This window comes from Kitasatospora sp. NPDC004614, assembly GCF_042873675.1.
Lineage (GTDB): Bacteria > Actinomycetota > Actinomycetes > Streptomycetales > Streptomycetaceae > Kitasatospora.
The window spans coordinates 1-26,177 of the sequence record NZ_JBIALR010000009.1; the positions used below are offsets into that span (position 1 = coordinate 1).

Consider the following 26,177-nt stretch of genomic DNA (forward strand, 5'->3'; position numbering starts at 1 on the left):
GTCTCCCCCGCCCATTCCCCCATCGCCACAAGGCGAGTCTGGCCCCACCGCTCACACGGCGGGGCCAGAACCCAACATCTTCATCAGTCTTCTAGCTGTAGAGCGGCGGCGCCCGGCGCCTTCGCGGACACCACCACACGGAGACGGGTGTTGACGGCCCGGGGACGCCAAGCGGATGCCCACCTTGCCGCCCGGCCCGTGGAGGCCTCAGGGCAGACGAGCACCGCTTGGCGTCCCCAGGCCGTCAACACCCGATCGACCTGTACCTCGTTGGAGTTGCACTGGAGCCCGGCCGGTGACGTCTTCACCCCGGGTGCGTGCCGCTGGCGGCGACCGGTGACCGATGACCAGCCGACCGCACCGCGCGAGCCGCTGCACGTCTCTCTCCGACGCCGTCGAAGCCGCCCTCGCTCAGTTGCGCCCCGACGAACTGGACGCCGTCGAGCTGGTCGAACGCCTCGCGCTCTACCCGCGGCTCGGCATCCCGGTGCCCGGCGGCACCGACCCCGAGGTCGACGACTACACCGCCCGCATCAGCCTCGTCCACCGAGTCCACGACTCCATGCAGGCCGTGTTCGTCACCTGGGTGATCGCCGGACCCTGATCCCGCATCAGCACCGGCCCCGAAGATGGCCGGGCCCCTCATGCTCGTCGACGTGAGGGGCCCGGCCATCAGCGTAGTCCGCAGCCTCTCGCCCCTCGCCGGCCGGGACCGACGCGAACCGGAGCCCACCGTGGACACCACGACCACCGCCACCGTCGGCCTCCCCGGACCGCGAAAGGGCCGCACCCTGCCCCTCCCGGTTGCGCTGCGCGCCGAAATCGAGAGCGGCCGGTGGCAACCCGGCAAACCTCTTCCCGGCGGCAGCGAGCTCGCGGCCGCGTACAGCGTCAGTCACACCACCATCTCCAGCGCCATCAGACTGCTGAAGGACGAGCAACTGCTCACCGGACCGGCCGGCGGCCGAACCCGCTTCGCGGACCGTCGACGGGCCCAAGGAGGACGCCGCTTGCGGCTGTTCCAAGCGGCTCACCGAGGCGCTGCCCGCCGACATCGGTCCGTGCGTCGGTTGCGGAACCCATCAACCGCTGGGCCCCGTCGGAGGCCGCTCGATCGGGCGGCGCGTTTGCAAGGGCCGGAGTCGGTGAATGGCGTGGCCGCGCCGGGTCACTGCGGCGGGGGGTAGACGGTGTCGAGGAGGGTGCGGACGAATTGGTCGGGGTCGTCGAGTCCGGCGCGGGTGGTGGCCGTGGTGGCGGGGCTGCGGGCTACTAGGTGGAGGAGTGCGCCGTGGAGGGCGAGGGTAACGGCCGCCGCCGTGTCCGGGGTGACGGGAAGGCCGGCCGTGCGCTGGACTGCTTCGAGGCCGGCGATGTCGGCGGCGGCGATGTCGTCGACGATGGCCGCCAGCCAGGGCTGGCGCGCTGCCTCGATCTGCAGTTCCAGGTAGGCAACGATGCGCGGGCGCCCCGGTCCCGCGACGTTTTCCAGCAGTCCGCGCAGGACCGCGGTCAGGGCCTTGCGGTCGGCGGGCGGCCCGGAGGCGGCCAGTTGCTCGGCGACGGCCCGGTACTGCTGTGCGCACCGCTCGGCGACGGCGCGCAGTAGGGCCTCGCGGGAGGGGAAGTAGTTCTTCGCCGTGCCCTGCGGGAGTTGCGCGGCCGCGTCGACGGCCCGGTGCGTCAAGCCGCGTCCGCCTGACGCCGCCAGAACTTCGATGGCGGCGTCGCCCAGTCGATCGCGGCGTTCGTGGTTCATCATCAGTTCCCTGTCCTCATTGCCCTGTCGCCCTGTTGCCCACACTACCCCGATCGTGGTACCACAGGTGGGTTACCACATTTGTGGTGACTCTGGTCGGCTGCCTCCTGTACCCGGCCGGCGCCTACCCGCCCCGGCGGGGGTGACGCCGAGCCGCGGCAGGCCGGAGGAGCCTCCGCCTTTGGGGGAGCGATGCTGGACATGGATGCGCTGCTCGGTCAGGTCGTACCCGCCGTGAGTGCCGCGGCAGGCGTCTACGGCGCGGGAATACTGACCAGGGCGGAGGACGAAGCCGCGGATGCGACCGTGCGGCTCGGCCATCGGCTGCTGAACCGGATCCTGAGCCGCAACCCGCGGCCCGAGTCCGTGGTGGACGCCGTGACCGACCTCGCGGAAGCCACCGAGGACCCCGACACGGTCGCGGTGCTGCGCCGCCAGCTGCGCCGTCTGCTGACCGAGGACCCCGAGCTCGCCCGTGAACTGGCGGCGCTACTGCCGGCCGCCGACGCGACTGTGCAGGCATCGGGCGAGCGGAGCATCGCGGTGGGCGGCTCGGTCAGCGGGATCGTCTCCACCGGCGACAGCGCCCTGAACGTCCAGCGCCGATGAGCGAGCGCGAGGGGAGCCGACCCGGTCACCGGTCCATCGTCAACCACGGAGACAACCTGGGCGTTATCAGCTCCGGCGACTACGCCACCAACGTCGTCTACATCGACAACCGCTTCGCCGGCACGCCGAGTCTTCTGGAGCTGCCCGTCCGGCAACTCGACGTACTGAAGCCCCCGTTGCGGCGCACGCTGTTCGGCCGGGAGGCGCTGGTCGGAAAGGTTACCGACCAGCTCCGCAGCGGCCGGAGCGTGCAGCTGCACGGCCTGTCGGGCGTCGGCAAACAGGCGATCGCCCTGGAGGCGAACGGTTGCCTGGGCGCGCACGGCCTGCGCGGCGCCGTGTTGCTGCCGCAGGCCGGCCCGGCCGACACCCTCGCTGCCGTCTACGACCGCCTGGCGCGACGGATCTTCGGCAAGGAGTTCCTGCGCGGCGTCGATGAGGAGCTGCTGCGCGCCGCCGTCGCCGACGTCGACGCCCATTTCACCATCATCGACTGCGCGTTGACCGGCGCGGACCTCGCCCGACTGCAGCAGACCTTCCCTGGCTGCACCTTCCTGTTCACCTCGCCGTACCGCACCCTGTCGAACGACCCCGAGGCCGTCCACCATGTCCAGCCCCTTGCCCCGGGCCCCGCCGCTGAACTGCTCAGCGCCGAACTCGGGCTCCCGCTCGGCCCGGTGGGTTTGCAGAACATCCAGTTCGAGCAGGCGTACCGGATGTCCGAGGGCCGGCCGCAGCGCCTGCTCCAGTACGCCGCGTTCATCCGCACCTCCGACGAATGGCGGGCCCGGACGGGCGAAGCGCCCTTCGACGGCCCCGGCCCGGTCGACCCCGGGCAGGTCAGCCCCCAGCAGCAGGCCGAAATCCTGGCGGTGGCACTGAGCGAACCGGCCCGCCAGGTCCTGGTCGCGCTCGCCACCTTCGGAGTGCCCCTGCACGCCGCCTGGTTCGCGGCCGTGACCGGCCATCCGCACGCCACGTCCTGCGGCCCGGAACTGTACGACCGCCGCCTCGTCACCCTCCACGGCGACGGAGCCGAGTACCGGATCACCGCCGACGCGCTCGCCGCCGTACAGTCGCAGCGGTGGCCGCCCGTGCCGCCGGCCACCGCCGCCGAGGGAATCCTCGCTCTGCTGGCCAACGCCACGGTCCCAGGCCCTGCGCTGCCGTTGCCCGACCCGCAACTGCTGCTGGCCGTCGCAAACGGGCTCGACGCGGCCGGCAAGCGGGCTCAGGCGTCCCGGTTCGTGCGCGCCACCATCCCGCTCGCCCTCCGTGCCGGCCACCGTCGCGCGGCGCTCCAGCTGTACGCCGTCGGGCAGATGGCCGCCTCCCAGGCCGGGCTGACCGAGGACGTCGACTTCTACCTGCGGACCGGCGAACAGACCCGCAAGCTCCTGAACGGCGACGCAATCGCGGCAGCCGCCGCCCTGGCCTTCCTCACCTCCAGTGCCGGGCAAGCCGCCGTGACGGCAGTGACCGGCGCGGGGCAGTCGGCCTCCGCCGGGCAGATCGGCCGGCACGTCGCCCGGATCGGACGCAAGCTGTTGCAGCTCGCGCAGGCCAAACCGGCCGTTGCGGCGGTGACAGCAATCGCGGTGGCCGGCGGCGCGACGACGGTGGCCGTCGTCGCGGCCAACGGCCCCAGCATCCCGGCGGGTTGTTCCACCGCTTACCGCGCCGCGTCCCATCAGTCAGACAACGTGCGCACCCCGCAGGACCTGGCCGCGTACTACCGCACATCTGCCAGAGCCCTGAGCGCGGCAGCCGCCGAGGCCACCGACTCCCAAGTGAAGTCGGTGATCCAGGCACGCGCCGACGACCTGAACAACCAGGCCGACGTCCAGGAACGCGCCGGCAACAGGCTCGCCAACAGCAGCGTCAGCCTCGACAACGCCCACCCGGACGTCGTCGCCGCACTCGCCTCAGGTGATGTGGTGCTGAGCGACGGTGAGACCCTGAAGGCCCTCCTGCCGGTCTGCCCTCAGGGGTGAGCTAGTCCGCCCGCCCCGGGCTTCGCGCAGGAGAGGAGGCGTGACGGCGCGCAGAGCGGGGGCGGAGACGGAATCCCCGCCACCTGGTGCTGCGCGCCGTCCGGCATCGGCGGCACGTGCGCTTCTCCTCCAGGTGTCACGGGTGCGTTTGGTCCTGGCGGCGGCGTCCGCCGTCTGCTGCCGGACGCGGGATCAGCGGGTGGCGGCGGCAAGGGACGCGACGGTGCCGTTGAGGAGAACCCGCCGACCGCCGCCGCTTTGGGGCGTGGAGGACCGGAAACGAGGGTCGCGGTCAGTGGATGTTCTGGGTGAGGGAGGCCACGAAGTGCAGGATGGCCTGGCCGGCCGGGGTGGCGGCGATCAGGACGCCGAAGACCACGCAGTACACCGCGCTCAGCTTCTCGTCGAAGCGGGTGCGCGGCTGGGTCGGCCTGCGCAGGCGCAGCACGATGATGACGCCGAGGAGCGCGATCGCGCTGAAGGTGAACTGCATTGCCTACCCCAAGTGATGCTTCGGATGCTCTGGGTGAGAGTGCCAGAAGTGTGGCGGTCGCGGGGCGGGATCGGGAAAGTTCGGCCTTGGGCAACACGGCCCGTTCGGCCACCGACCGCCGCGATCCGGCCGGTTGGACCCGACCGCCTGCGACGAGCGGCCGCCGCCTCCTACGCTCTCGGCCAGGATTCCGGCCCGGAGGGGGAAGTGTCGTGGCCCGCACCCGCAGGCCCGTTCGACGCCGCCGCAGCGCCAAGCGCCGCGCGCGGGCCCGCAACGACGGCATCGTCGTCGTCTTCGGCCTGGCCACCGCCGCGGTCATCCTGCTGCTGCTCGCGCTGGGGTGGCTCCTGCACCATCTGCTGCTCCTGCTCGGCCTGCTGGGCGTCGCTTGGACCGTCGCGCTGCTGGTAGTTCGCGGCCGGGTGGCGGCGTCGAGGCGGGAGCACGAGGGGCAGGTCGCGCAACTGCGGCACATCGGGGCGTTCCTGTCGATGGGCCCGAAGGAGTTCGAGCACGCGCTGGCGGTGCTGTGCCGGCGCGACGGCTGCACGAAGGTCACCGTCGTCGGCGGCGCCGGCGACCTCGCCGCCGACGTCCCGGCCACCACGCCGACCGGGCAGCGGATCCTGATCCAGGCCAAGCGGTACGGCCCGAAGACGCTGGTGGGCTCCCAGGACGTGCAGAAGGTCAACGGCACCTACCGCGACGTCCACCGCTGCGACCTCGCACTGGTCGTCACGACCAGCACCTTCACCAAGGCCGCCGCCGCGTTCTGCGCCCTGGTCGTCGGGATCCGCGCCGTCGACCGCCGGGCGCTGGCCCTGTGGGCGGAAGGAGCCGGCCGACCGCCTTGGAGTTGACCCGTATTCAGTACGGCGGGAGGCGGCCGGAGGGCGTCCGGGGCGGTGCCGGACGCTGGGCGCGCGAAGTCCTTGGCGGCCTGTGCGTTGGCTCTAGTCATGAGTTGTGGTTCTGGTCCAACTTCTGCGGTCGATTGCGGTGAGTGATCGGCTTGGTTGCGGAACGCTGCGTCGGTGCTTTTCCGGCCGTCCGCCGCGCACCGGGCGGTCCTGGTGTACCTGCTGCTGGACCCGGACACGGTGGAGCTCGTGAAGGGCTTCACGCGCGACATGCGCACCGGCGCAGTGCGGAGCACGATCCATGGACCAAGCACCTCCCGCAGCCGGTCCTCCACCAGTGCGGCCGGGCAGACCTCGTGTGTCCACTGCCGCGGGAGAAGGCCCGTCATCCCCGGGTGATTGCCGGAGCCCCGATCGATCACAGGCACCCGTGCCGCGAGCCGGCGCGAATGCAGCCACCCCGGGAATCGTCACCGGTCGCGTGGGTGTGCCTGTTGATTCCGAAAAGTGTGAGTGGTTGAATACTCACATGAGCAAGGAGCGAGCCCGCCAGTTGTCCACCGCCGAGGAACGCCGCGAGACGGTGCTGCGCACCGCCATCGGCGCCTTCGCGGCGAGGGGCTACTGGGGCACCACGACGACCGAGGTCGCCAAGGCGGCCGGCATCTCCCAGGCCTACGTCTACCGCCTGTTCCCCAGCAAGGAGTCGCTGTTCGCGGCCGTGGTCGAGCACTGCTTCGTCCAGGTGCGGGCAAGTCTGGAGGGCGGGGCCGCCGAGGCCACAGGCAGCTCGCCGGAGGCGGTACTGGAGGCCATGGGCGATGCCTATGCCCGGTTGATCAGCAACAACGACCTGATGCTGATCCAACTGCACGCCCAGGCCGCCGCCGTCTCGGAGCCAGCTGTGCGCGAGGTGGTCCGCCGGGGCTACGCGCGGCTGGTGGAGTACGTGCGCGGCGCCTCCGGAGGTAGCGACGAGCAGATCCAGCAGTTCTTCGCCGTCGGCATGCTGTGCCACCTGATCGTCTCGATGGGCGCGGACGAGGCGGACGGGCCCTGGATGCGGACGCTGGCGGCAGGCGTCACGCACTACTGAGCAGGACGGTCGGCGGGGTAAGCCCCGCCGTCTCCCTGGCTCCAAAAGTGAGTGGCTAATCACTCATATTTTTGGCTCATGAGAGTGAGTGGTTAAACACTCATGGAGGATGGGATGTCCAGTACTTCCGGAACCACGAGAAGCCCCGGGCCCACGCTCGCGGCCCTGGCAGGAGCTCAGTTCACCGTCATGCTGGCCACCTCGATCGTGAACGTGGCCCTCCCGCAGATCCGCGCAGGCGTCGGCCTGTCGGACAGCGGCACGACCTGGGTGGTCAACGCCTACGGCCTGGCGTTCGGAGCGCTGCTCCTGGCCGGCGGCCGCGCCGCGGACCTGCTTGGACGGCGGACGGTCCTGCTGGGCGGCCTCACGTTGTTCGGTGCGGCCTCGGTGGCGGCGGGGGTCGCCTCCTCCCCCGGCATCCTGATCCCGGCCCGCGCCGTGCAGGGCCTCGGGGCTGCGGCCATCGCCCCTGCGGCCCTGGCTCTGGTCATGGATCTGTTCCCATCCGGCCCCGGACGAGGGAGGGCGCTGGGCGTGTGGGGAGCGGTCTCCGGCGCGGGCGGCGCGGCAGGGGTGCTGCTCGGCGGGGTGCTGACCCAGACGCTCGGCTGGCGGTGGATCTTCCATGCCGTCGCGATCGGCGCGTTCCTGGTCCTCGCCGCGTCCGCCGCCTTCGTCGCGAGGACTTCGGTGCGGGAGAGCGGGAGGTTCGACGTCCTCGGCACCGCCGCTGTCACGCTCGCACTGACCGCCCTGGTCTGGGGGCTGACCACGGCCCGCCGCTCCGGCTGGACCGACCCGCAGGTCCTCGGCGCCTTCGCGGTTGCCGTACTGCTGACGGTCGCGCTCGTCCTGATCGAGCGCCGCCACCCGAACCCGCTCCTGCCCCCGCGTCTGTTCGGCGCCGGACGCGTCACGGCCGGAAACGTGCTGATGGCCCTGCTCGGCTCGGTCTGGATCGCCCTGTTCTTCTTCCTACCGCTCTACCAACAGCAGGTCCTCGGCTCCAGCCCGCTCCTCACCGGCCTCGGCCAACTCCCGCTCGCCGCAGCCAACATGCTCGGCTCCACGCTGGCCCCGCACGTCTCTCGCCGCATCGGCGCCACCGCCACCGTCACCGCCGCGCTGTTCACCGAGGCAGCCGGCCTGCTGTGGCTGTCGCGGATCAGCGCCCGCGGCGGCTACCTCGCCGACGTCCTCGGTCCGAGCATCCTCATCGGCCTGGGCCTGAGCATCGCCTTCGTCCAACTGACCGCGCTGTCCGTCGAAGGCGTCGACCGGCAGGACTCCGGCCTGGCCGGAGGACTGGTCAACACCACGCGCCAGGTCGGCGGCGCGATCGGCCTGGCCGTCCTGGCCACCCTGGCCGGCACCGCCACGGCCCGCACCGCGACCCACCAGCCCCACCTGGACGCGCTCACCGCCGGCTACCGCACCGCCTTCGGCATCTCGGCCGCGGTCCTGGCCGCCACCGCCCTGCTCGCCGCAGGTCTGACGCGGCGCGGCGGCGCCCCCGCCGCGGAAGCACCCGACCCCGCCGCGGAAGTACCCGCCCCCGCCTCGACCACCGTCCCCACCAACTGACCCACCGCCAGACCCGACACCCATCACCGGATCACCCGAGAGGAACCACCGCCATGTTCACCATCGACGAGACCGCCCCCGTCATCGTCCGCCTGTCCACCGTGATCGACGCTCCGATCGAGAAGGTCTGGGCCCTGCACACCGAAATCGACGCCTGGGCCGACTGGAACGCCGACGTCGACCGGGCCGAGCTCGACGGCCCGCTGCAGCCCGGCAGCTCCTTCCACTGGAAGACCCACGGCCTGGACATCACCTCCACCGTCCGAGAGATCGTCCCCGGCGAGCGGCTGGTGTGGGGCGGCCCCGCCAACGGCATCGACGGCGTCCACGTGTGGACCTTCGAGCAGACCGGCGACCAGGTCACCGTCCGCACCGAGGAGTCCTGGAGCGGCGCCCCCGTCGACGCCGCCGCCGGGGAGCTCGGCCGAGCGCTGGAGCACTCCCTGACCACCTGGCTGGCGAGCCTCAAGGCCCGCGCCGAGCAGCAGCGCTGACACCATCCGACGCCGCAATCCGGCTCCGCAGCTCACCGTTCGAACCGACCAGAGAGGTCCCTGCCATGTCCAGCAAGCCGTACCTGACCGGCCACTACACCCCCGTCGCCGACGAGGTCACCGCCGTCGGCCTGACCGTCGAGGGCAACCTGCCCCCGGAGCTGACCGGCCGGCTGATCCGCAACAGCCACAACCCCAAGCCCGGCGTCACCCCCACCCACTGGTTCAAGGGCAGCGGCATGGTCCACGGCATTCGCCTGCGTGACGGCGGGGCCGAGTGGTACCGCAACCGCTGGGTGCACACCCCGGCCCTGGACGGCGCCCCATACATGACCGGCCACGGCCCCGACCTGACCGCCAGCACGGCCGGCACCCACGTCATCGAGCACGCCGGACGCCTGCTCGCCCTGTGCGAAGCCAACTTCCCCTTCGAGCTCACCCCGGAGCTGGAGACGGTCGGCGCCTACGACTTCGACGGCAAGCTGCGCAGCGCCATGACCGCCCACCCGAAGACCGACCCGGTCACCGGCGAGCTGCACTTCTTCGGCTCCTCCCCGTTCCCGCCCTACCTGATGTACTACGTCGCCGACGCCAAGGGCCGGGTCACGCACGGCTTCGAGGTGCCGGGCGCCACCGCCTCCCTCAAGCACGACTTCGCGATCACCCGCAACCACGTCGTGTTCGTCGAGGGCACCGTCACCTTCGACCCGAACGAGCACTCCGGCATCCCCTACGGCTGGAACGACGCCCAGCCCGCCCGGATCGGCGTCATGCCGCGTGGCCCTCAGGGCGCCGGAAAGATCCGGTGGTTCGCCATCGAGCCGGGCAACATGCTGCACGCCGCCAACGCCTACGAGGACGCCCAGGGCCGCATCGTCCTGGAAGGGCCGACCGTGGACCGCGAGGGCTTCCAGCTCTCCTGGAACTGGTGGGTCGGCGCGCCGGGGCGCGGCACCGAGCCCAACACCCGCTCCTACACCCGGCGCTGGGTCGTCGACCTGACCACCGGCCGCGTCGACGAGCAGGTCATCGACGACCTCGCGGTCGAGTTCCCCACCCTCAACGAAGACTTCCTCGGCGCCGAGCACCGCTACCAGTACGCGGTCTCCTTCCCCGACCAGGAGGGCTTCGGCGGCTACGGCATCGTCAAGTACGACCGCACCACCGGCAGCCGCCTGGTCCACCAGGCCGGCGACGCCCGGCTGCCCAGCGAGGCCGTCTTCGTCCCCGCCGCGGGCGCCACCCGCGAGGACGACGGCTACCTCCTCACCGTCGTCTCCGACCTCAAGCAGGACGCCTCCCAGCTCCTGGTCCTGGACGCCGCCGGCCTCGACCGGATCGCCACCGTCCATCTCCCGCGCCGCGTCACCGGCGGCATCCACGGCTCCTGGATCCCCGACAGCGACCTCGACGCCCCGCGCGGCTGAACCACCGCACCACACCGGGGACGCGGAGCCGGTCGTCGTTGTCATGGCGGCCAGAGTGTGGCTCAACCCCATTGCGGACGCCTCCCGGTGAGACGGTGGTCCGGTACTCCCGGACCACCGCGCTGGTTCGGGCCGAGTTCCTACTCGGTGGCGATGACGTAGACGCTCGCCCGCTCGCGCTTGGAGTTGGCGAGCGAGGCGTGGAAGGTCCAGGGCTCCACGGTGGCGAAGCCGGCCTCGGTGAACAGCTGGGCCGGCTTCTCGAAATCGCAGGCCCAGAGGTGTGGCGTGCAGGTGGGGTTGTCGTCCCGATCGCGGAAGACGTAGTTGATCAGGTCGAGGTAGGTGTTGATGTCGTCGCGACAGCTGCGCTGGGAGTACCAGCGCTCGATCAGCTCGTCGGCGGCGACCGGGGCGGCAGGGTAGCGGCCGAGCACGTGGGCGGCATCCGGCACTCCCGTGATGATCTGCCCGCCGGAGGCAAGCACCCGGAAGCTCTCGCGGGCGAAGCCCTTGGCGGAGCGCGGGTGGTCGATGTGCACCATGAAGTGCTCGTTGAAGAGCAGTTCGAGGGTGTTGTCCGGCAGCGGGATGCCTTCACGCACGTCCGAGAGGAAGTCGGCCGGCGCCACCAGGTCGATGTTGAAGAAGCCGTCCAGCTGGTGGCTGCCGCCGCCGATCTGCATTGGCTCCCTCCGGCAGTTCCAACACGCTGACCTGACCCGCCAAACCCCTGCGCCAGGCCGGTCGGCCGCACTGAAGCCCGTGATCACCGGCGTAGCGTCAACCGCCGTACCGCAGCCGTTGGCGCCGAGAATGATCATGGATCGGGCGGTGGGGTGATCCCGAGCAACTGCTTCCCGCCGGACGAGTGGTCCGGTGAAGGAGCTCGAGCTGAACACTTTCGGCCTGGAGGTCGGCGGAGAGCGTCATCAGCTCGGCCGCGTTCCTGGCGAGACGCTTCAGCTCATGCACCGTGAGGATGAAGGACGTCTGCGGGACGGCCTCCTTGAACTGGTCGGCCGGAGCGAGCGCCATCTCCAGCTCGGACCGGACCTTGGCCCTGACTGATCTGCTGCTTGAAGACCTCCGTGGAGGCTCGCCGTGACCCACCGTCCGCGCCGCCAGGAGAGAGCCGCCCGGGAACAGACCCGGGCGGAGTCCGGTCGGCCGGCGCCTACGCTTCGAGGGACTTCGCGGCGTCGCGGATGACGTCGAGGACGAAGTCCGGGTTCGAGAGCATCGGCACGTGGCTGCTGTCGACGTCGTATGCCTTGGCGCCCATGCGCTCGGCGGAGGCCCGTTCCAGGTCGGGGTGCACCGTCCGGTCGTTGTTCGCGACGATGCACCAACTCGGCTTGGTGCGCCAGGCGGTACCGGGCACCTGCTGGTCGAACAGGTCGGGGACCGGCACGGCGCCCACGGCCCGAACGAGCTTCTGCTCGGCCGGCGGCAGATCGCCGCAGAAGTCGCCGGTGCCCGACTCCTTGAGCCAGATCCGGCCGTGGGAGACGTCGATGTGATCGAACACGGGCGTACGGGGGTAGTTGTTCTGCTGCTCCTGCGAGGTCTCGTCCTCGTCCGGGCCAAGCGCGGCGATGTAGACCAGCGCGCCCACGCGGTCGTGAACGCCGGCCTTGGTGATCAGAGTCCCGCCGTACGAGTGCCCGACGAGCACGACCGGGCCGGGCACGTAGTCGATGGAGCGGGTGACGCACGCGACGTCGCTTTCGAGCGAGTCGAGGCCGTGCTGCGAACTGGAGACCGCGTGCCCCTCGGCCTGGAGCGCGGGGATGAGCTTGTTGAAGCACGACCCGTCGGCCCAGAGTCCGTGGGCGAAGACGATGCTGGCCCTGCTGGCCATGGGGTCCTCATTTCGTCGTCGTCGAGCCGCGAGATCCGGCTGCACCGGGTGATCACGCTATGACTCCTCGCAGTCGACCGCGACCGCTGCCGGTCCTTCCGCCTCCGTCCACGGGTTCGGACTGCAGTGATCGTCCTGGAACCGGGGCCGACGCCGTCTACTCGACCACCGGCGTCACTGCCGACGGCTTCCTCATCGACAACCCCTCCGACATCTACTCGATCGGCCACCACACCACCCGCACGGACCCCGACACCGGCAACACCGTCCTGCTCATCCAGGCCCAGGACCCGGGAGCCCCCGCTCAACCGGACCGACTCGCTGCCCCTCGCCGCCGACGGCGCCTTCACCCTCACCCTGCACCTGCACGTCCCCGAGTCGAGGAGAACGCGCGGGCGGTGCTGAAGCCCCTCCGGATTCACACCCGGCCCGCAGCTGTTCGGTAGCCGACCGTGAACACCACGGCGCTTCCCGATGCAGGTCCGCCGGGGTTCCGGTCTGATATGGACATACCGGGTCAGGGCACCCGCGCACGCACGCGCAGAGAGGCTCCAGCCGTGACAACCTCGTTCCCCGTCGTCCTCGTTCACGGACGCCGACCGCACAGCAACTCGGCAGACACCGCGTTCGGCGAGCCGACACGACCGACCGTGGAGACCTCGCAGTGACCCCTTCCACACCGTCGCGATCGGCGAGGCCCGGTGACGACGACGGATTGGCCGGCCAGACCGTCGTCGTCACCGGGGCCGGGCGCGGCATCGGGCTGGCGATCACCGAGGCGTTCCTCGCAGCGGGATGCCATGTCGTCGCGGGGTCACGGACACGCACCGAGGCCCTCGACGCGCACGTGAAGCAGGGCGCGGACCTCACCGTCGTGGAAGTAGATCTCGCGATACCGGGCGGTCCGGCCGGGCTGATCTCCAAGGCCGCCCGGCTCCATGGCGGCATCGACGTGCTGGTGAACAACGTCGGAGCGGTGCGCCCGAGGGTGGACGGCTTCCTGAGCGTGACCGACGAGGACTGGGACTGGGCCCTGAGCGTCAACCTCCTGACCGCCGTCCGCACCACCCGCACCACCCGGGCCGCCCTGCCGCACCTGCTCGCCTCCGGCGCGGGACGCATCGTCACCGTCACGTCGGTCAACGCCCGGCTGCCGGACCCCCTGATCATCGACTACGGCGCCGCCAAGGCCGCACTGACCAACTTCTGCAAGGCCCTGTCCAAGGAGGTGGGACCACAGGGGGTACGGGTGAACACGATCGGCCCCGGCCCAGTGGAGACCGCGCTGTGGCAGGGCACCGATGGCGTCGCCGCCACGGTCGGACGGTCCCGCGGCATCGGCCCCGACGACGTGGCCCGCGCCGCCGCGGCCCAGTCCACAACCGGCCGCTTCACCCGCCCTGCGGAGGTCGCGGCCCTCGTCCTGTTCCTCGCCGGTCCCGGTGCCGCGAACATCACGGGTGCCGACTTCGTCATCGACGGCGGGCTCGTGGACTCCCTGTGAGGCGTCGGGGTTCACGTCGAGCATGATCGTCACCTGGTGCCTAGCCACCTCCGCCGTGAGACCACGAGATCCTCCGGGCCAGGGGCTGTGCCACCTTTTCGGGCTCCGAGTCGATGCCAAGGTGTCTCCTCCGTTGACAACCGAGAAACCCGGCGGACCACGGCAAGAGATGGCGGAGTCGGCCTACGGCCGCAGGCCGGGGGTATTCCTGATGAAGTGGTCGAAGCCCAACGGGGGGCGTCCGAGGAGTTCGGCAACCTCGTTCGTGGCCCGGTCGTACCGGTTCTCGCCGTGCAGCCGCGCCATCGTGGCGATGTGTTCGAAGACGTGGGGCGGCAGGTCCTGCGTCCTGAGGTCACGGTCCAGCCACTCCTCGTACGGCACGTCGACGTACGTGATGACCCGGCCCAAAGCGGCGGAGAACTCGGCCGCGATGGCGCTCATGTCACGCGAGCGCGCCCCGGTCAGTTCGTAGACGCCGCGGGACGGTGGCGCCGAATCGAGCAGCAGCCGTGCGACGACCTCCGCCACGTCGGCTGCGGCGACCGGCGAGGTCCGGGCGGAACCGAACGGCAGGCGGATCGTGCGGTCGCGGAGGATCGAGGCGAGAGCGATCCGCGCGAACAGCGGATTCTCCATGAACACGGTGGGCCGGACGTGGACGACCGGAATTCCCGACCAGTCGAGGACGTGCTCGGTCAGCCAGTGCAGCCGCTGCTGCCGGGACTCCGCACCGCTGGTGAGGTCCATCTGCGAGACCGTCATCTGCGAGATGCTCACCAGCAGATCGAGCCCCCGCTCTCCCGCGCGGCCGCGGCGACCGTCGTCGCGGCCTCCAGGTACGCGGGCGACACGCCCATCCCGAAGCCCGTGTCGTGAAACCCGTTGGTGAAATCGAACCCCAGCGCCGTGACCACCATCAACGCCAGGACCGCGTCGTTGCCGGTCACGGGCCCGAACGTAGCCCGTACACCGAGGCTGCACTCTGAACGGCGAAGGCCGGCCACCCGATCGGCCTAACACCGCGCACAACTCACCTGGCCTGTCCGGCCCCTCAGACTGCACGGGCGCTCCCAGCAGCGCCCCGGCGGCTCGTCGGGCGTGCGCGAACGCCCGCGCGTCCCAGATCCAAGCACTCGACATCGGGACGGAAGGGTCACACAGAAGGCTGCGCCGGTGGTACAGGCTGTCCCGCGGTGACGCGGTTGGTCCCGCGCCTACGAGAGGTTCTTGAGCATGATCGTGGCCAGCGGGCCGGAGGACGCCGGATTCTGTCCGGTGTACAGGTTGCGGTCGACCACCGTGTACGACTCCCACACCGGGCCGCGGGAGTAGTCCGTGGGAAGGTTCCTGACCTCGTCCTCCATGAGCCACTTGGCCTTGTCGGCGAACCCGACGCCCGCCTCCTCGTCGTTCGTGAATCCGGTGACGCGGTATCCGGCGAACGGCGTGTCGCCCCTCTCGTCCCGGGTGGCGAGCAGTGCCGCCGGGGCATGGCAGACGAGGCCGAGCGGCTTGCCGGACGCGAGGGCCCTCCTCAGAAGTAGCCCGGAATCGGCATCGCGCCACAGGTCCTCCATAGGGCCGTGGCCTCCTGGGTAGTAGACCGCGTCGTAGTCATGGAGGTCCACGTCCTTGATCGGGATGGCGTGGCGGAGTTGCTCGGCCTCCTCGATGATGCCTTCCTCCTCGACGGATGCCTCTTCGCCCCCGGTGAAGCGGGGCCGCAGGCTCATCGTGTCGCAGACGGGCACGACACCGCCCGGGGTGGCGATGGTGACCTCGTGGCCGGCCCCGGTGAACACGCTGTACGGACTCGTGAACTCCTCAGCCCAGTACCCGGTCGGGTGCCGGTGGCCGTTCTTGAGCGTCCAGTAGCTCGCTGCGGTCATCACGAAAAGAATCTTGGCCATGAGAGAACGCCTCTGAAGGTCGGAGGAATCTGATGTCAATAAAAGCGGTTCACACCGCGATCCGGCGGGACTTGCTCGCGGAGCTTGAGGCGAGCGAGTGGGACCGGCAAGAACGAACTCACGAGCCTTCTCTACTTAAGGGCCGCTCGGGAGGCGCGAGGTCACTTGGTCGCAGGAGTCTCAGGCCGCATCTCGTATGAGTTTTGGACGGACGGGTGTCGAGCCCCAAGGCCGTCCATAATCTTGCGCTCCCACGGAATCTCTTGAAGATGCTTGGTCTCTTCAATCATCGACTTTGGTTCCAAATTGCGATAACTGTCAACCTCGCCAGCAGCGACAGCCGTCAACGTCGAATAGACCACTTCAGGATCGAACTGCGTGCGGGGAAAGGATAGCTTGGAGTAGTCAAAGATGCGCTGCGATGGGTCATCCTCCCAGCTCTCCCAGGTCTGGAACATGCGGTCGTTGAACCCGGTCAAGAATGGCCCGGGGTTGACCGTGGCGACCTCGATATTGTGCTCCTGCAGCTCGTAAGCCATGGTCTCGGCGATCGCTTCGACGGCATGCTTGGAGGCAGAGTAGATGCCAGTAAATGGGTTGACGTTCAGACCCTCCCTCGAAGAAACCCAGACGATGCGGCCTGCCTTGCGCTTAACCATCTGCTTGGCGATCCCCTGAGTGAGGACAAGGGGCCCGGTGACATTGACCTCAAACTGGTTCCGAATGTTCGTTTCAGGGATGTCAACTGTGGAGCCACCTTCGCCGATGCCGGCGTTGTTTACGAGGATTTCCACACCCCAGTTGAGGGCCTTGCGACGGTCACCGCTGTTCGTGACGTCGAGCTTCTCCACCTGAAGCTTCACCCCGCGCCCGGCTGCCTGCCACTTCAGTGTCTGTACCTGGGCGTAGATCTCGACGCCGGCAATCACGTCGAATCCTTTCTTGGCCAGGCGCATGGCGGCTTCGAACCCGAAGCCGGTGCCAGCTCCCGTGACAAGGACCTTCCTGAGTGCTGTATTCGCCATACCGAGTACTTCCTCTCGCGCTTAACCGTGCCCGCAGTCGTCGACGGTCAGCCGTTCACTGAGAGCGGGCTGAGACATGCCGAGGTGCTGGCTTTAACGTGAGAGGAATCCCCCTCTCGGGGCAAAAGCGAAGTGTCCCGACCCGGGAGTGTTGCACGACAATGATCGACGCATTCCACTAGGGCTAGCAACCCAAGTGGGCCAATCGGGTTTTAAGGGCGCACGAGAGAGCGATTTTTACAGGCTATAGCAGTGGACACCGTGGTAGCTACTGAAACTGAACTCGTGATGTCGACTGCTCAGCTGCTCGCACTGCCGTGCGCGAATGGGTCGGCGAGCTGTGCTGCAGGCGCAGTGGCGACGAGGAGATTGCTTGCGGGTCCGGATATTGTCGCGAGACTGGTGGGGTCGAGGCTGACTACCTGGAGTTGTCGGCGCGACCGTCGCCCAGGACACCGTCCGGGTCGGCGTTACGTATCGGCGCCGGGGGCGAGCGTCATGGAAGTCCTCCACACCAGTGGGTGGTTCGGGTTCACGGCGGCCGACGTCGACGACCGGTGTTCACCACGGGGCGGGCGCTGCCGTGCGTCGTCCCGAAGGAGAAGCCGGCCGCGTCGGCGCTGCGCTCCCGGAGCGTCGGCACGGCAAGCGACTGCAACCGAAATGCGGCGGTGAGCACCAGCGATGGCCGGGAACGGCATCGGCTGGTCTTGTCGATCGGCGCTTCCGGCTTCGCCAGGCGGGAGCGTGGCGGCACGGATACCGTCGATGCGCACCGTCAGCTCGAACTGCTCTGCGCGGGAACGTAGTTGTCAGTGTGGGGGATGTCCTGACCGGTCGTCACATTCGCGAAGAAATATGACGGCCGGTGACACCCGGGTGATGATGAGCGACCAACGCGGGGCCCGTCCCGCGTTCAGCTCAGGCATGCCCTGCCTTGACGCGGGCGAGGCTCCGCTTCCCGATCGCCTCCGGCAGCAGACCGGAGACCAAGAAGGAGCGAGAGATGGCGGGCAATCCGACGACCAACGACGAGCTGCTGCTCGTGGCAGAAGAACTGAGTGCCGTGCACGACCGGTACGACAGCCTCCGATCGGACAACGCCGGCTCGGGCGGCGACGACCCGTGGCCCGGCGGCGACGGCAACCTGCACGAGAGCGAGTGATCAATCCGGCCGGGGGGGCCCCGGCGGGGGGCGGGGGCCCCGGCCGGGCGGCCCCCCGCCATAATAGGCGGGTCACGGGGCGGCACAACAGGGACGACCCCGCGCCCCGGCGGGGGGGGGGGCGCCCCCCCGGGGGCGGGGGGGCCCCCCCCCGCCCGGGGGCCGCGGGGGGGGGCCCGGGGGGGGGCCCGGGGGGGGGGCCGGGGCCCCCCCCCGGCCGGTCCGGCAACCGGAATTCAGAGGAGGTACACGTGGAGCACAAGCTGATCGACGCCGTCGAGACGGCGCTCGGATGGACGGGACCGGAGCCGATCGGCCACCGGTTCGCGCGAGGTCGCACGGACGAAGAGGGACTCGTGGAACGGCTGCTCACCCCGCAGCGGCTCCTCGACCTGGTGATGCGGCGCAGCCTGTACCGGCCGCAGTTCCGGGTGTTCCAGGAGCAGGCCGAGGTTCACCCGGCGGTCTACTTCACCGACAACGTCAGCCCCCGGGGTCAGAGCATCCCGATGGTGAACATGGACGCGCTGGGGCGGCTGCTCCGGGAGGGCGCGACGGTGATCCTCGATCAGGCGAACGTCGCGGACCCCACCTTGGAGGTGGCGTGCCGGGCGTTGCAGTGGTGGAGCGGGGAGCGGGTCCAGGTGAACGTCTACTGGACCACCGGTGAGGCGGAGGGCTCCCCGTTGCACTGAGACGACCACGACGTTGTGGTGGTCCAGCTGGCGGGCGAGAAGGGCTGGGAGGTCCGCGGCCCGTCCCGGGTGGCACCCATGTATCGGGACTCTGACCCCAACTCGACGCCGAGCGAGGAGGTGCTGTGGTCCGGCGTTCTGCGCGCCGGCGACGTGATGCACATTCCGCGAGGGCACTGGCACCGGGCCGGTAGCGCCGGCCATGGGAGTGCCGGGCACTCGCTGCACGTCACGTTCGGCATCACCAAGCGCACCGGCGCCAGCTGGATGGCCTGGCTCGCCGACTGGTGCCGCGAGCAGGAGGTGTTCCGGCACGACCTCGTCCGCACCCCGGGTGCCGACGACAGCGGACTGCGGTCCGCCGCACGGGAGTTGGTGGACCTTCGGACACCCGCCGAGTTCCTCACCGCCTACGAGCGCGCGGCCGGGCCCGCCCGGCAGGTTCCGCACCTGGACGTCTTCGGGCCGCTGGCCGCCGCGGTGTGCACGACGAACTTCCGTCCGGAGATCCACTCGACCGACAGCACCGTGGAGGTGCTCGCCGCCGGACAGCGTCTCGTCTTCGCGGCCAAGGCCGAACCCGCCCTGCGGCTGCTGCTCAGCGGGCGGCCGGTGGTGCCCTGTTCCCGTCGTTCGAAGGGTTCCCGCTACCGCAGTCGTTGCGACCGCAGTGCCCAGGTACCGACGTGGTGGCGGAGCCTCAACGGAATCGGCGGCCATGACGGGGGCTTCGGGAGCGACAGGCCCGTCAGACCCGGGTCGGTCGCGGTCCGCTCAGTTCCCTTCGCGCTCGCGGTCACCAGCCCCCGCAGATCTCCCTTGAGGCGCCAACCGGCCACAGCCCTTCCGGGAAGTGTCCCAGCCCATGCGGCGTCATCGGTGTTGCGGTGGCTGCGGCTCGCCGTATCCGCCGCCGCCCGGGGTCTCGACCTCTAGGACGTCGTCCGGTTCGGCGTGCACGGTCTCGAAGCCGGCCAGTGGCTCGACCGTGCCGTCCCGGCGCAGCAGGCGGTTGGAGCCGAGTGCGCCGGGTGCGCCGCCGGCCATGCCGTACGGGGGGACGCGGCGGTGGCTCGACAGGACGCTGACCGTCATCGGCTCGCGGAAGCGGATCCGCCGCACCACGCCGTCACCGCCACGATGGCGGCCCGTTCCGCCGCTGCCGGACCGGACGGCGAACTCGTCGAGGAGGACGGGCAGTCGCCACTCCAGGACCTCGGGGTCGGTCAGGCGCGAGTTGGTCATGTGGGTCTGGACGGCGGCGGCTCCGTCGAAGTCGGGGCCCGCGCCGGAGCCGGAGGCGATGGTTTCGTAGTACTGGTGGCGGTCGTTGCCGAGGGTGAGGTTGTTCATCGTGCCGGACCCTTCGGCCTGGAGGCCGAGGGCGGCGTAGAGCGCGCCGGTGACGGCCTGTGAGGTCTCGACGTTGCCGGCGGCGACGGCCGCCGGTGGGCGTGGGGCGAGCATCGAGCCGGGTGGGACGACGATCCGCAGCGGGCGCAGGCAGCCGTCGTTGAGCGGGATGTCGTCGGCCACCAGGGTGCGGAAGACGTACAGCACCGCGGCGTTCACCACGGCGGACGGCGCGTTGAGGTTGCTGTCGAGCTGGGCGGAGGTGCCGGTGAAGTCGACGGTGGCGGTGCGCCGGCGGCGGTCCACCCGGATCTGTACCGCGATCACCGCGCCGCTGTCGGTCTCGTACCGGTAGGAGCCGTCGGCGAGTTCGCCGATCGCCTCGCGTACCGCCCGTTCGGCGTTGTCCTGCACGTGCCGCATGTAGGCCTGGACCACATCGAGCCCGAACTGCTCGATCATCGCGTTGACTTCGTCGACTCCCTTGCGATTGGCGGCGATCTGGGCCCGCAGGTCGGCGAGGTTGGTGGCCGGGTCGCGCGAGGGATGGGGCGCGTCGGTGAGCAGGCGCAGCGTCTCGGCCTCGCGGAGCCTGCCGTCGGCCACCAGCAGCCAGTTGTCGAAGAGCACGCCTTCCTGTTCGATCTCCCGGCTGGTCGCCGGCATCGAGCCGGGGGTGATTCCGCCGATCTCGGCGTGGTGGCCGCGGGAGGCGACGAAGAACAGGATCTCGCGGCCGGCCGGGTCGAAGACCGGGGTGATGACGGTGATGTCGGGCAGGTGGGTGCCGCCGTGGTAAGGGTCGTTGACGGCGTAGGAGTCGCCCGGCCGCATCACCGGCCCGCGGCGGCGGAGCACTTCCTTGACGGTGGTGCCCATCGAGCCCAGGTGCACCGGGATGTGCGGGGCGTTGGCGACCAGGTTGCCTTCCGGGTCGAACAGTGCGCAGGAGAAGTCCAGCCGCTCCTTGATGTTGACGGACTGGGCGGTCGACTCCAGCCGGGCTCCCATCTGCTGCGCGATCGCCATGAAGAGGTTGTTGAACACCTCAAGCAGCACCGGGTCTGCCTCGGCGGTGACCGTGGGCCCGGCCCGGTCGGCGATCCGCTCGATCTTCAGGTGGCCGGCGGGGGTGACGGTGGCGCGCCAGCCGTCGTCCACCACCGTGGTGGCACCGGCCTCGGCAATCACGGCCGGCCCGGTGACGGTGTCGGCCGGGCGCATCCGCTCGCGTTGCAGCAGCGGCACCTCGCACCACTGGCCGCCGGTGGCCATCCGGACGGCGGGGAGCACGGCAGGTCCGTTCCGGTGGACCTGCGGCGCGCCCAGGTCCGGCTGCTCGGTGAGGCCGGTGGCCTCCACCGCGAGGGCTTCGACGACGATCGGACGGTCCATCAGGAAGGAATAGGTGGCTCGGTGTCGCTGCTCGAACTCCCTTACCATGTCGCCGAGTTCACCGAGTGCGATGTCCAGTGTCGTGTCGGTGCCGTGGTACCGCAGCCGGGCCCGGTGTGCCAGCCTGATCCGGTCCGGCGCGATCCCCTGCTCCCGCAGCTCGGACGTGGCACCCGCCGCCAGCTCCTCGGACAGTGCGCGCAGGTCCGCCATGACCTCGGGCTCCAACAGGCGTTCGACGGCGTGCTCGCGCAGCACGGTGGTGTCGGCCAGGCCGATGCCGAGCGCGGAGAGCACCCCGGCCATCGGCGGGACCAGCACCGTGCGGATGCCGAGCGCCTCGGCGACCGCACAGGCGTGCTGGCCGCCGGCGCCGCCGAAGGTTGTCAGCGCGTACCTGGTGACGTCGTGGCCCTGCTGCACCGAGATCCGTTTGATCGCGTTGGCGATGTTGCCGACCGCGATCCGCAGGAAGCCTTCCGCGGCCTGCTCCGGCGAGCAGCCCGTCCCCGAGTCTGCGGCGATCCGGCCGGCCAGAACGGTGAATTGACGGCGTACCAGGTCGAGATCGGGCGGTTGGTCGCCGTCCGGCCCGAGGACGCGTGGGAAGTGCTCGGCTTGGATCCGGCCGAGCAGCAGGTTGGCGTCGGTGACGGTGAGCGGCCCGCCCCGCCGGTAACAGGCCGGCCCGGGGTCGGCGCCGGCCGAGTCCGGGCCGACCCGGAGCCGCCCGCCTTCGAAGCGCAGCACCGAGCCGCCGCCGGCCGCCACCGTGCGGATCGCCAGCATCGGCGCCCGCAGCCGCACCCCGGCGACCTCGGTGGTCACCACCCGCTCGAACTCGCCCGCGTAGTGCGACACATCGGTGGAGGTGCCGCCCATGTCGAAGCCGATCACCCGCTCGAATCCGGCCAGTCGGGACATCCGCACCATGCCGACGATGCCACCGGCCGGGCCGGACAGGATCGCGTCCTTGCCGCGGAAGTGACCGGCTGCGGCGAGACCGCCGTTGGACTGCATGAACATCACCGGCACACCGCTCAACTCCCCTTCCACCTGCCGGACATAGCGCCGCAGGCCGGGCGAGAGGTAGGCGTCGGCCACGGCCGTGTCGCCGCGCGGCACCAACCTCATCAGCGGACTCGCCTCGCTTGAGAGCGACACCTGGCCGAAACCGAGCCGCTCGGCAAGCCGGCCGATCTCCTGCTCGTGCGCGGGGTGCAGGTAGCTGTGCAGGCAGAGCACCGCGAGCGCGCCGATGCCGTCCCTCCGGCACTGGCGCAGCTCGCCTTCGAGCCGGTCCAGGTCGGGCCGGCGCAGGACCGTGCCGTCGGCGGTGATCCGCTCGTCCACCTCGATCACCCGGGTGTACAGCGGCTCGGGCAGAGTGATCTCCCGGGCGAAGATCTGCGGTCGGTTCTGGTAGCCGATCCGCAGCGCATCCGCGAAGCCCCGGGTCACCACCAGGGCGGTCGGTTCGCCCGCCCGCTCCAGCAGGGCGTTGGTGGCCACCGTGGTGCCCATCCGCACGGAGTCGATCCGCCCGTCGCCCGACGGGAGCAGGGCGCGGATGCCGGCGACGGCCGCATCGCGGTAGCGGGCCGGGTCGTGCGAGAGCAGCTTGCGGGTCAGCAGCCGGCCGTCGGGGGCCAGCGCGACCACGTCCGTGAAGGTGCCGCCGCGGTCCACCCAGAACTGCCAGCCCCGGCCGGGCATTTCGGCCCCTTCCGCCGCTTCGGGGCGCCGGTTCGGCGGGCCACGCCCGGCGGCGCCCCTCGTCGAGTATCCGCCCGGGGGAGCCGAGGTCGCAATCAAGGACATACTGGACATACGGCCAGTCCCGGAGGGCGGTGAGACGCACATGGAGACCGGAGCACCCCGAACCGTCCTCGGCGTTTTCCGGGAGACCGCGCCGGGCGAACGGCGGGTGGCCTTGGTGCCCGACGTGGTTCCCACCGTCGGACAGCTCGGGCTGACGGTCCTGATCGAACCCGGCGCCGGCGCCCAGGCCTGGTTGCACGACGAGGAGTTCATCGCGGCCGGAGCCGAACTCGCTGGACACGCCGAGCTGTTGCACCGCGCCGACGCGCTCATCGGTGTGCATCCGCCGACCCTCGACCGACTGCCCGACCTGCGCCCCGGGCACCTGCTGATCGCCCTGCTGCGCCCCACCTCGATCCCCCGCCAGGTGGGGCAGTGGGCCGACCGCGGGGTCACCGCGATCGGCCTCGACCTGGCGGACGCCAGGCTGCCCGCAGCCCGTCCGATGGACGCCACGGCGTCCCAGGCGCGGATCGCCGGCTACCGGGCGGTGCTGCTCGCGGCCGAACGACTGGGCCGCTGCCTGCCGCCGTGGGGCACCGAGGACGCGGCGTTCGAACCGGTCCGGGCGCTGGTGGTCGGCGCCGGGCCCGACGGGCTCCAGGCCGTCGACACCGCCCGCCGCCTCGGCGCCCGCGTACAGGTCGTCGAACTGCGCCGCGTCGAGCGGGCGCAGGCCGTCGCGCTCGGCGCCGAGCTGCTGGCCCTGCCCGGACTCGACCCGGTGGCCGATGACCTGGAACTGGGCGAGACGCTGGCGCACCGCCGCTCCGCGCTGAGTGAGGTCCTCGCGGCGGCCGTGCCCCATTACGACCTCGTGGTGACCGCGCTCGACGTGCCCGGCGGGGATCCGCCGATGCTGCTGCGCACCGACGCGGTGGCGGCGATGCGGCCCGGCTCGGTCCTGGTCGACCTGACGACCGGGCCCGCGCACGTGCCCGCTCCTGCGGACGGCTGGGCGCAGGGCAACCTCGAGTGCGCCGGGCCGGACGCCACGACCCTGGTCGGCGACGGGGTGCTCGTGATCGGCGCCGGCGAGCTCGCCGCCCAAGTCCCCGCGACGGCCTCGCAGGCGTACGCGCACAACGTGCTGGCGCTGCTGACCCACCTGGCCCGTCGCGACGGGCTCCGTGTCGATCCGACCGATCCGGTGCAGGACCCCATGGTGGTGACGCACCACGGAACCGTCCGACACGCCGCGACGCGGCGACTGCTCGCCGCCGCAACGGCCGCGGTCGGCCCGCCTCCGCCCTAGCCTCGACCCGCGTGCCGCAACGAGGGGCCGGTGAACAGCAGGGCGCACCGCCCGATCGCACCGGCGTGCTCCGCGCACTGCCTGCAGTGCCCGGACAGCAGTACCAGGTCGGCGACGGTGCGGACGTCGACCGGCGTGTTCGCCGTGAGCAGCCGCTCGAACAACAGACGCTGCCGCAGGGCCGTCTCGGGTACGTCCGACAGCAGGTCCGCGACGCCCTCCGGTGCGGCCTGCTCCAGGACGTCGGCCGCCCTGCGGACCAGGCCGACCGCCGCCTCGGCGATTCCGCGCAGCGGCGTGCGCAGCCGCTCCGGAAACGGCTCGCGATCCTGCCGCGCCCAGGCCAGCTCCAGCAGCCGCTGGGCGAGCACCCCCAGCCACTCCACCTCGCGCCCCACCTGCACGCCGACCACCACGGCCCGCAACCCCGCGGGCACGGCACCCGCGTCCTCCTCGATCCGCCCGCGCAGTTCGGCCAATGCCTTCTCCGACCGCACCACCGCGCCCGCCGCACCGACCTCGGCCGTCAGCGCCGCGGTCGCGCCGTCCAGCGCCTCCGCGGCGAGCCGGACCAGAACAGCCAATTCGCCGACAAGATCCAGCAGTTCACCATCACCGGTATCCGACATCGATCGGCTCCCGTCTCGCGCGGAACATCGGGCCACCCGCTCGGCCACGTCGCGCAGTCCCTCCCACCAGCTTCCTCTCGGCGGCCATCGGGCGACAGTCGCCACCGGCGGCCGCCACGCTCTGAGTTCAGTCGACCACTCGACGCGGAAGCATCCCGCCGGTCGGTGATTCGCTTCCGATCCGGCGACGAATATGACGAAGCGCCGTAAGAGCACGGGAACCCGGCTCAACGAGGAGAAGAGGCGACGGCTTCATCACCAGCAGCGTCAGGAGTCTCCCCCCAGAGTCACCGCCCTCCTCCACCGCCGGGCCGCCAGCGAGATGGCCGCCCGCTCGAAGGCCCGTCTTCTCACGCACAACACACGCCGGTGGAGCGGGACGGGGGCGGCCGAAAACCGTGCGCTGGACCCAGCCGCGCCAGGGTGCGCATGGTCGCGGCCGGATGCCCGGCCGATGAGACTGGTGAACGTGAACGCTGCCCCGGGGACCGCCGACCGGCACGGCGCTGCCCGTGTGCTCGTCGCGTACGCCGGTGTCCACGGCTCGACTCGGAGCATCGCCGAACGCCTCGCGGCACGCCTGCGGGAGCAGGGGTGCGAGGTCGACGCGGTCGCCGTCGACGCCGCCGCCGATCCGGCCGGATACGACGCATACGTGGTGGGCAGCGCCGTTCACGACATGGTGTGGCTCCCGCCCGCGTCGCGGTTCGTCCGCGCGAACGCCGGCCTGCTCGCGGGCCGGGATCTCTGGCTGTTCACCGTGGGAATGCCGGATGCGCTGCGGGGCCCGTGGCGGGCGCTGGCCGCCCGCGAGGAGGAGCACGTGGTGGGCGATCTGATCGCCGAACTCCGTCCTCGCGGGCACCGCCTGTTCTCGGGGGTCGTCGAACCTGAGCACCTGACGCGCGCCGGACGCGTGAAGTTCCGGGCGATGGGACTGCGGTACGGCGACCATCGGGACTGGTCCGCGGTCGACGCCTGGGGGCGGGAGATCGGCCGGAGCCTGTCAGGACATGGCGAACATACCGGTGACACGCCGGAATGACCGGGCCCTGTTTCCGTCGCCCGAGGTGGGCCGAGGTCCCTTGAACGGCTGCGTTGCCAACAACACGACCTGCTTCACGTAGGGAGATCACCGAGGCGATCACCCCCGTGCTGCCTCCGGTGACGGCCGACTCGTACTCGCGTCCGGTCCCACTGCTCGATACGGAAGCGGTGTGGGCTCTCCTCGACCAG

24 protein-coding genes and 2 pseudogenes are annotated in these 26,177 nt (G+C 70.8%); 16 read left to right on the forward strand and 10 right to left on the reverse strand.

All coding sequences use genetic code 11. The annotated features are described in order from the left end of the window. Positions 1-343 precede the first annotated feature (343 nt). Positions 344-604 (forward strand): hypothetical protein, encoded by a 261-nt coding sequence (locus tag ACFYST_RS19770; protein WP_387863977.1) that lies wholly within the window; start codon positions 344-346, stop codon positions 602-604. Positions 605-644: 40 nt separating this feature from the next. Next, on the forward strand, positions 645-1,187 hold the full coding sequence (locus ACFYST_RS19775) for a GntR family transcriptional regulator (RefSeq protein WP_387863979.1): 543 nt from the start codon (positions 645-647) through the stop codon (positions 1,185-1,187). On the opposite strand, the gene ACFYST_RS19780 is transcribed toward ACFYST_RS19775, so the two are convergent. Continuing rightward, positions 1,169-1,759 (reverse strand): TetR/AcrR family transcriptional regulator, encoded by a 591-nt coding sequence (locus tag ACFYST_RS19780; RefSeq protein WP_387864394.1) that lies wholly within the window; start codon positions 1,757-1,759, stop codon positions 1,169-1,171. The genes ACFYST_RS19775 and ACFYST_RS19780 overlap by 19 nt on opposite strands. A gap of 192 nt (positions 1,760-1,951) precedes the next feature. Here ACFYST_RS19780 and ACFYST_RS19785 point away from each other — a divergent pair, with 192 nt between their 5' ends. Both ACFYST_RS19785 and ACFYST_RS19790 read left to right on the forward strand, forming a co-directional pair. Continuing rightward, complete coding sequence (locus ACFYST_RS19785; RefSeq protein ID WP_387863982.1) at positions 1,952-2,368, forward strand: hypothetical protein; 417 nt, start codon at positions 1,952-1,954, stop codon at positions 2,366-2,368. Then, complete coding sequence (locus tag ACFYST_RS19790; protein WP_387863984.1) at positions 2,365-4,362, forward strand: hypothetical protein; 1,998 nt, start codon at positions 2,365-2,367, stop codon at positions 4,360-4,362. Before ACFYST_RS19785 ends, ACFYST_RS19790 begins: the two co-directional genes overlap by 4 nt. Positions 4,363-4,654: 292 nt before the next feature. Here the strand turns inward: ACFYST_RS19790 and ACFYST_RS19795 are convergent, their stop codons facing one another. Further along, entirely contained in the window at positions 4,655-4,855 is a 201-nt protein-coding gene (locus ACFYST_RS19795) for a hypothetical protein (protein WP_387648170.1), read from the reverse strand. Positions 4,856-5,067: 212 nt separating this feature from the next. On the opposite strand from ACFYST_RS19795, the gene ACFYST_RS19800 reads away from it, so the two are divergent. From ACFYST_RS19800 to ACFYST_RS19820, 5 genes are all read left to right on the forward strand, one after another. Then, a complete protein-coding gene (locus tag ACFYST_RS19800; RefSeq protein WP_387863986.1) occupies positions 5,068-5,718 on the forward strand; it encodes a restriction endonuclease in 651 nt (216 codons plus the stop codon). Between the two features lie 529 nt (positions 5,719-6,247). Next, positions 6,248-6,814, forward strand: a complete 567-nt coding sequence (locus tag ACFYST_RS19805) for a TetR/AcrR family transcriptional regulator (RefSeq protein WP_387648176.1) — start codon at positions 6,248-6,250, stop codon at positions 6,812-6,814. A gap of 114 nt (positions 6,815-6,928) precedes the next feature. Then, positions 6,929-8,401 (forward strand): MFS transporter, encoded by a 1,473-nt coding sequence (locus tag ACFYST_RS19810; RefSeq protein ID WP_387863988.1) that lies wholly within the window; start codon positions 6,929-6,931, stop codon positions 8,399-8,401. Between the two features lie 53 nt (positions 8,402-8,454). Next, the gene (locus ACFYST_RS19815; protein WP_387863991.1) at positions 8,455-8,895 is read left to right on the forward strand and encodes an SRPBCC family protein; all 441 of its coding nucleotides are present in this window, start codon (positions 8,455-8,457) and stop codon (positions 8,893-8,895) included. Positions 8,896-8,960: 65 nt separating this feature from the next. Next, on the forward strand, positions 8,961-10,322 hold the full coding sequence (locus tag ACFYST_RS19820) for a carotenoid oxygenase family protein (RefSeq protein WP_387863992.1): 1,362 nt from the start codon (positions 8,961-8,963) through the stop codon (positions 10,320-10,322). Positions 10,323-10,462: 140 nt separating this feature from the next. Here ACFYST_RS19820 and ACFYST_RS19825 read toward each other — a convergent pair. Further along, positions 10,463-11,008 (reverse strand): annotated as a pseudogene (locus tag ACFYST_RS19825) (class I SAM-dependent methyltransferase); the annotation flags it as partial. Positions 11,009-11,201: 193 nt separating this feature from the next. Between ACFYST_RS19825 and ACFYST_RS19830 the strand changes: the two are divergent. After that, on the forward strand, positions 11,202-11,393 hold the full coding sequence (locus ACFYST_RS19830) for a hypothetical protein (RefSeq protein ID WP_387863995.1): 192 nt from the start codon (positions 11,202-11,204) through the stop codon (positions 11,391-11,393). Positions 11,394-11,499: 106 nt separating this feature from the next. Here ACFYST_RS19830 and ACFYST_RS19835 read toward each other — a convergent pair whose 3' ends face one another. After that, positions 11,500-12,186, reverse strand: coding sequence for an alpha/beta fold hydrolase (locus ACFYST_RS19835; RefSeq protein ID WP_387863998.1), 687 nt, complete (start codon positions 12,184-12,186; stop codon positions 11,500-11,502). Positions 12,187-12,901: 715 nt separating this feature from the next. Between ACFYST_RS19835 and ACFYST_RS19840 the strand changes: the two genes are divergently transcribed. Beyond that, positions 12,902-13,690: an SDR family NAD(P)-dependent oxidoreductase gene (locus ACFYST_RS19840; protein ID WP_387864000.1), complete on the forward strand. Its 789-nt coding sequence runs from the start codon at positions 12,902-12,904 to the stop codon at positions 13,688-13,690. A 183-nt stretch (positions 13,691-13,873) separates the two neighbouring features. On the opposite strand, the gene ACFYST_RS19845 is transcribed toward ACFYST_RS19840, so the two are convergent. The 4 genes from ACFYST_RS19845 to ACFYST_RS19860 form a co-directional block, all read right to left on the reverse strand. After that, positions 13,874-14,470 carry a hydroxylase gene (locus ACFYST_RS19845; protein WP_387864002.1) on the reverse strand — a complete coding sequence of 199 codons (597 nt, stop codon included), beginning with the start codon at positions 14,468-14,470 and terminating at the stop codon, positions 13,874-13,876. After that, complete coding sequence (locus ACFYST_RS19850; protein WP_387864004.1) at positions 14,467-14,640, reverse strand: hypothetical protein; 174 nt, start codon at positions 14,638-14,640, stop codon at positions 14,467-14,469. The genes ACFYST_RS19845 and ACFYST_RS19850 overlap by 4 nt, the downstream gene beginning before the upstream one ends. A 267-nt stretch (positions 14,641-14,907) precedes the next feature. Then, positions 14,908-15,603, reverse strand: a complete 696-nt coding sequence (locus tag ACFYST_RS19855; RefSeq protein ID WP_387864005.1) for a type 1 glutamine amidotransferase domain-containing protein — start codon at positions 15,601-15,603, stop codon at positions 14,908-14,910. Between the two features lie 161 nt (positions 15,604-15,764). After that, positions 15,765-16,628: an SDR family oxidoreductase gene (locus tag ACFYST_RS19860; protein ID WP_387864008.1), complete on the reverse strand. Its 864-nt coding sequence runs from the start codon at positions 16,626-16,628 to the stop codon at positions 15,765-15,767. Between the two features lie 557 nt (positions 16,629-17,185). Between ACFYST_RS19860 and ACFYST_RS19865 the strand changes: the two genes are divergently transcribed. The 3 genes and pseudogenes from ACFYST_RS19865 to ACFYST_RS19875 form a co-directional block, all read left to right on the forward strand. Next, the gene (locus ACFYST_RS19865) at positions 17,186-17,437 is read left to right on the forward strand and encodes a hypothetical protein (protein ID WP_387864010.1); all 252 of its coding nucleotides are present in this window, start codon (positions 17,186-17,188) and stop codon (positions 17,435-17,437) included. A 197-nt stretch (positions 17,438-17,634) separates the two neighbouring features. Continuing rightward, on the forward strand, positions 17,635-17,793 hold the full coding sequence (locus ACFYST_RS19870; protein WP_387864013.1) for a hypothetical protein: 159 nt from the start codon (positions 17,635-17,637) through the stop codon (positions 17,791-17,793). Positions 17,794-18,044: 251 nt separating this feature from the next. After that, positions 18,045-19,103, forward strand: a pseudogene (locus tag ACFYST_RS19875) (JmjC domain-containing protein); the annotation flags it as partial. A gap of 258 nt (positions 19,104-19,361) precedes the next feature. Here the strand turns inward: ACFYST_RS19875 and ACFYST_RS19880 are convergent. Next, on the reverse strand, positions 19,362-22,952 hold the full coding sequence (locus tag ACFYST_RS19880) for a hydantoinase B/oxoprolinase family protein (RefSeq protein WP_387864015.1): 3,591 nt from the start codon (positions 22,950-22,952) through the stop codon (positions 19,362-19,364). Between the two features lie 145 nt (positions 22,953-23,097). Between ACFYST_RS19880 and ACFYST_RS19885 the strand changes: the two genes are divergently transcribed. Continuing rightward, positions 23,098-24,312 (forward strand): NAD(P) transhydrogenase subunit alpha, encoded by a 1,215-nt coding sequence (locus ACFYST_RS19885; RefSeq protein WP_387864018.1) that lies wholly within the window; start codon positions 23,098-23,100, stop codon positions 24,310-24,312. On the opposite strand, the gene ACFYST_RS19890 is transcribed toward ACFYST_RS19885, so the two are convergent. Beyond that, positions 24,309-24,941 carry a hypothetical protein gene (locus ACFYST_RS19890; protein ID WP_387864019.1) on the reverse strand — a complete coding sequence of 211 codons (633 nt, stop codon included), beginning with the start codon at positions 24,939-24,941 and terminating at the stop codon, positions 24,309-24,311. The genes ACFYST_RS19885 and ACFYST_RS19890 overlap by 4 nt on opposite strands. Positions 24,942-25,410: 469 nt before the next feature. Here ACFYST_RS19890 and ACFYST_RS19895 point away from each other — a divergent pair, with 469 nt between their 5' ends. Further along, entirely contained in the window at positions 25,411-25,986 is a 576-nt protein-coding gene (locus ACFYST_RS19895) for a flavodoxin domain-containing protein (protein WP_387864022.1), read from the forward strand. Positions 25,987-26,177 lie beyond the last annotated feature (191 nt).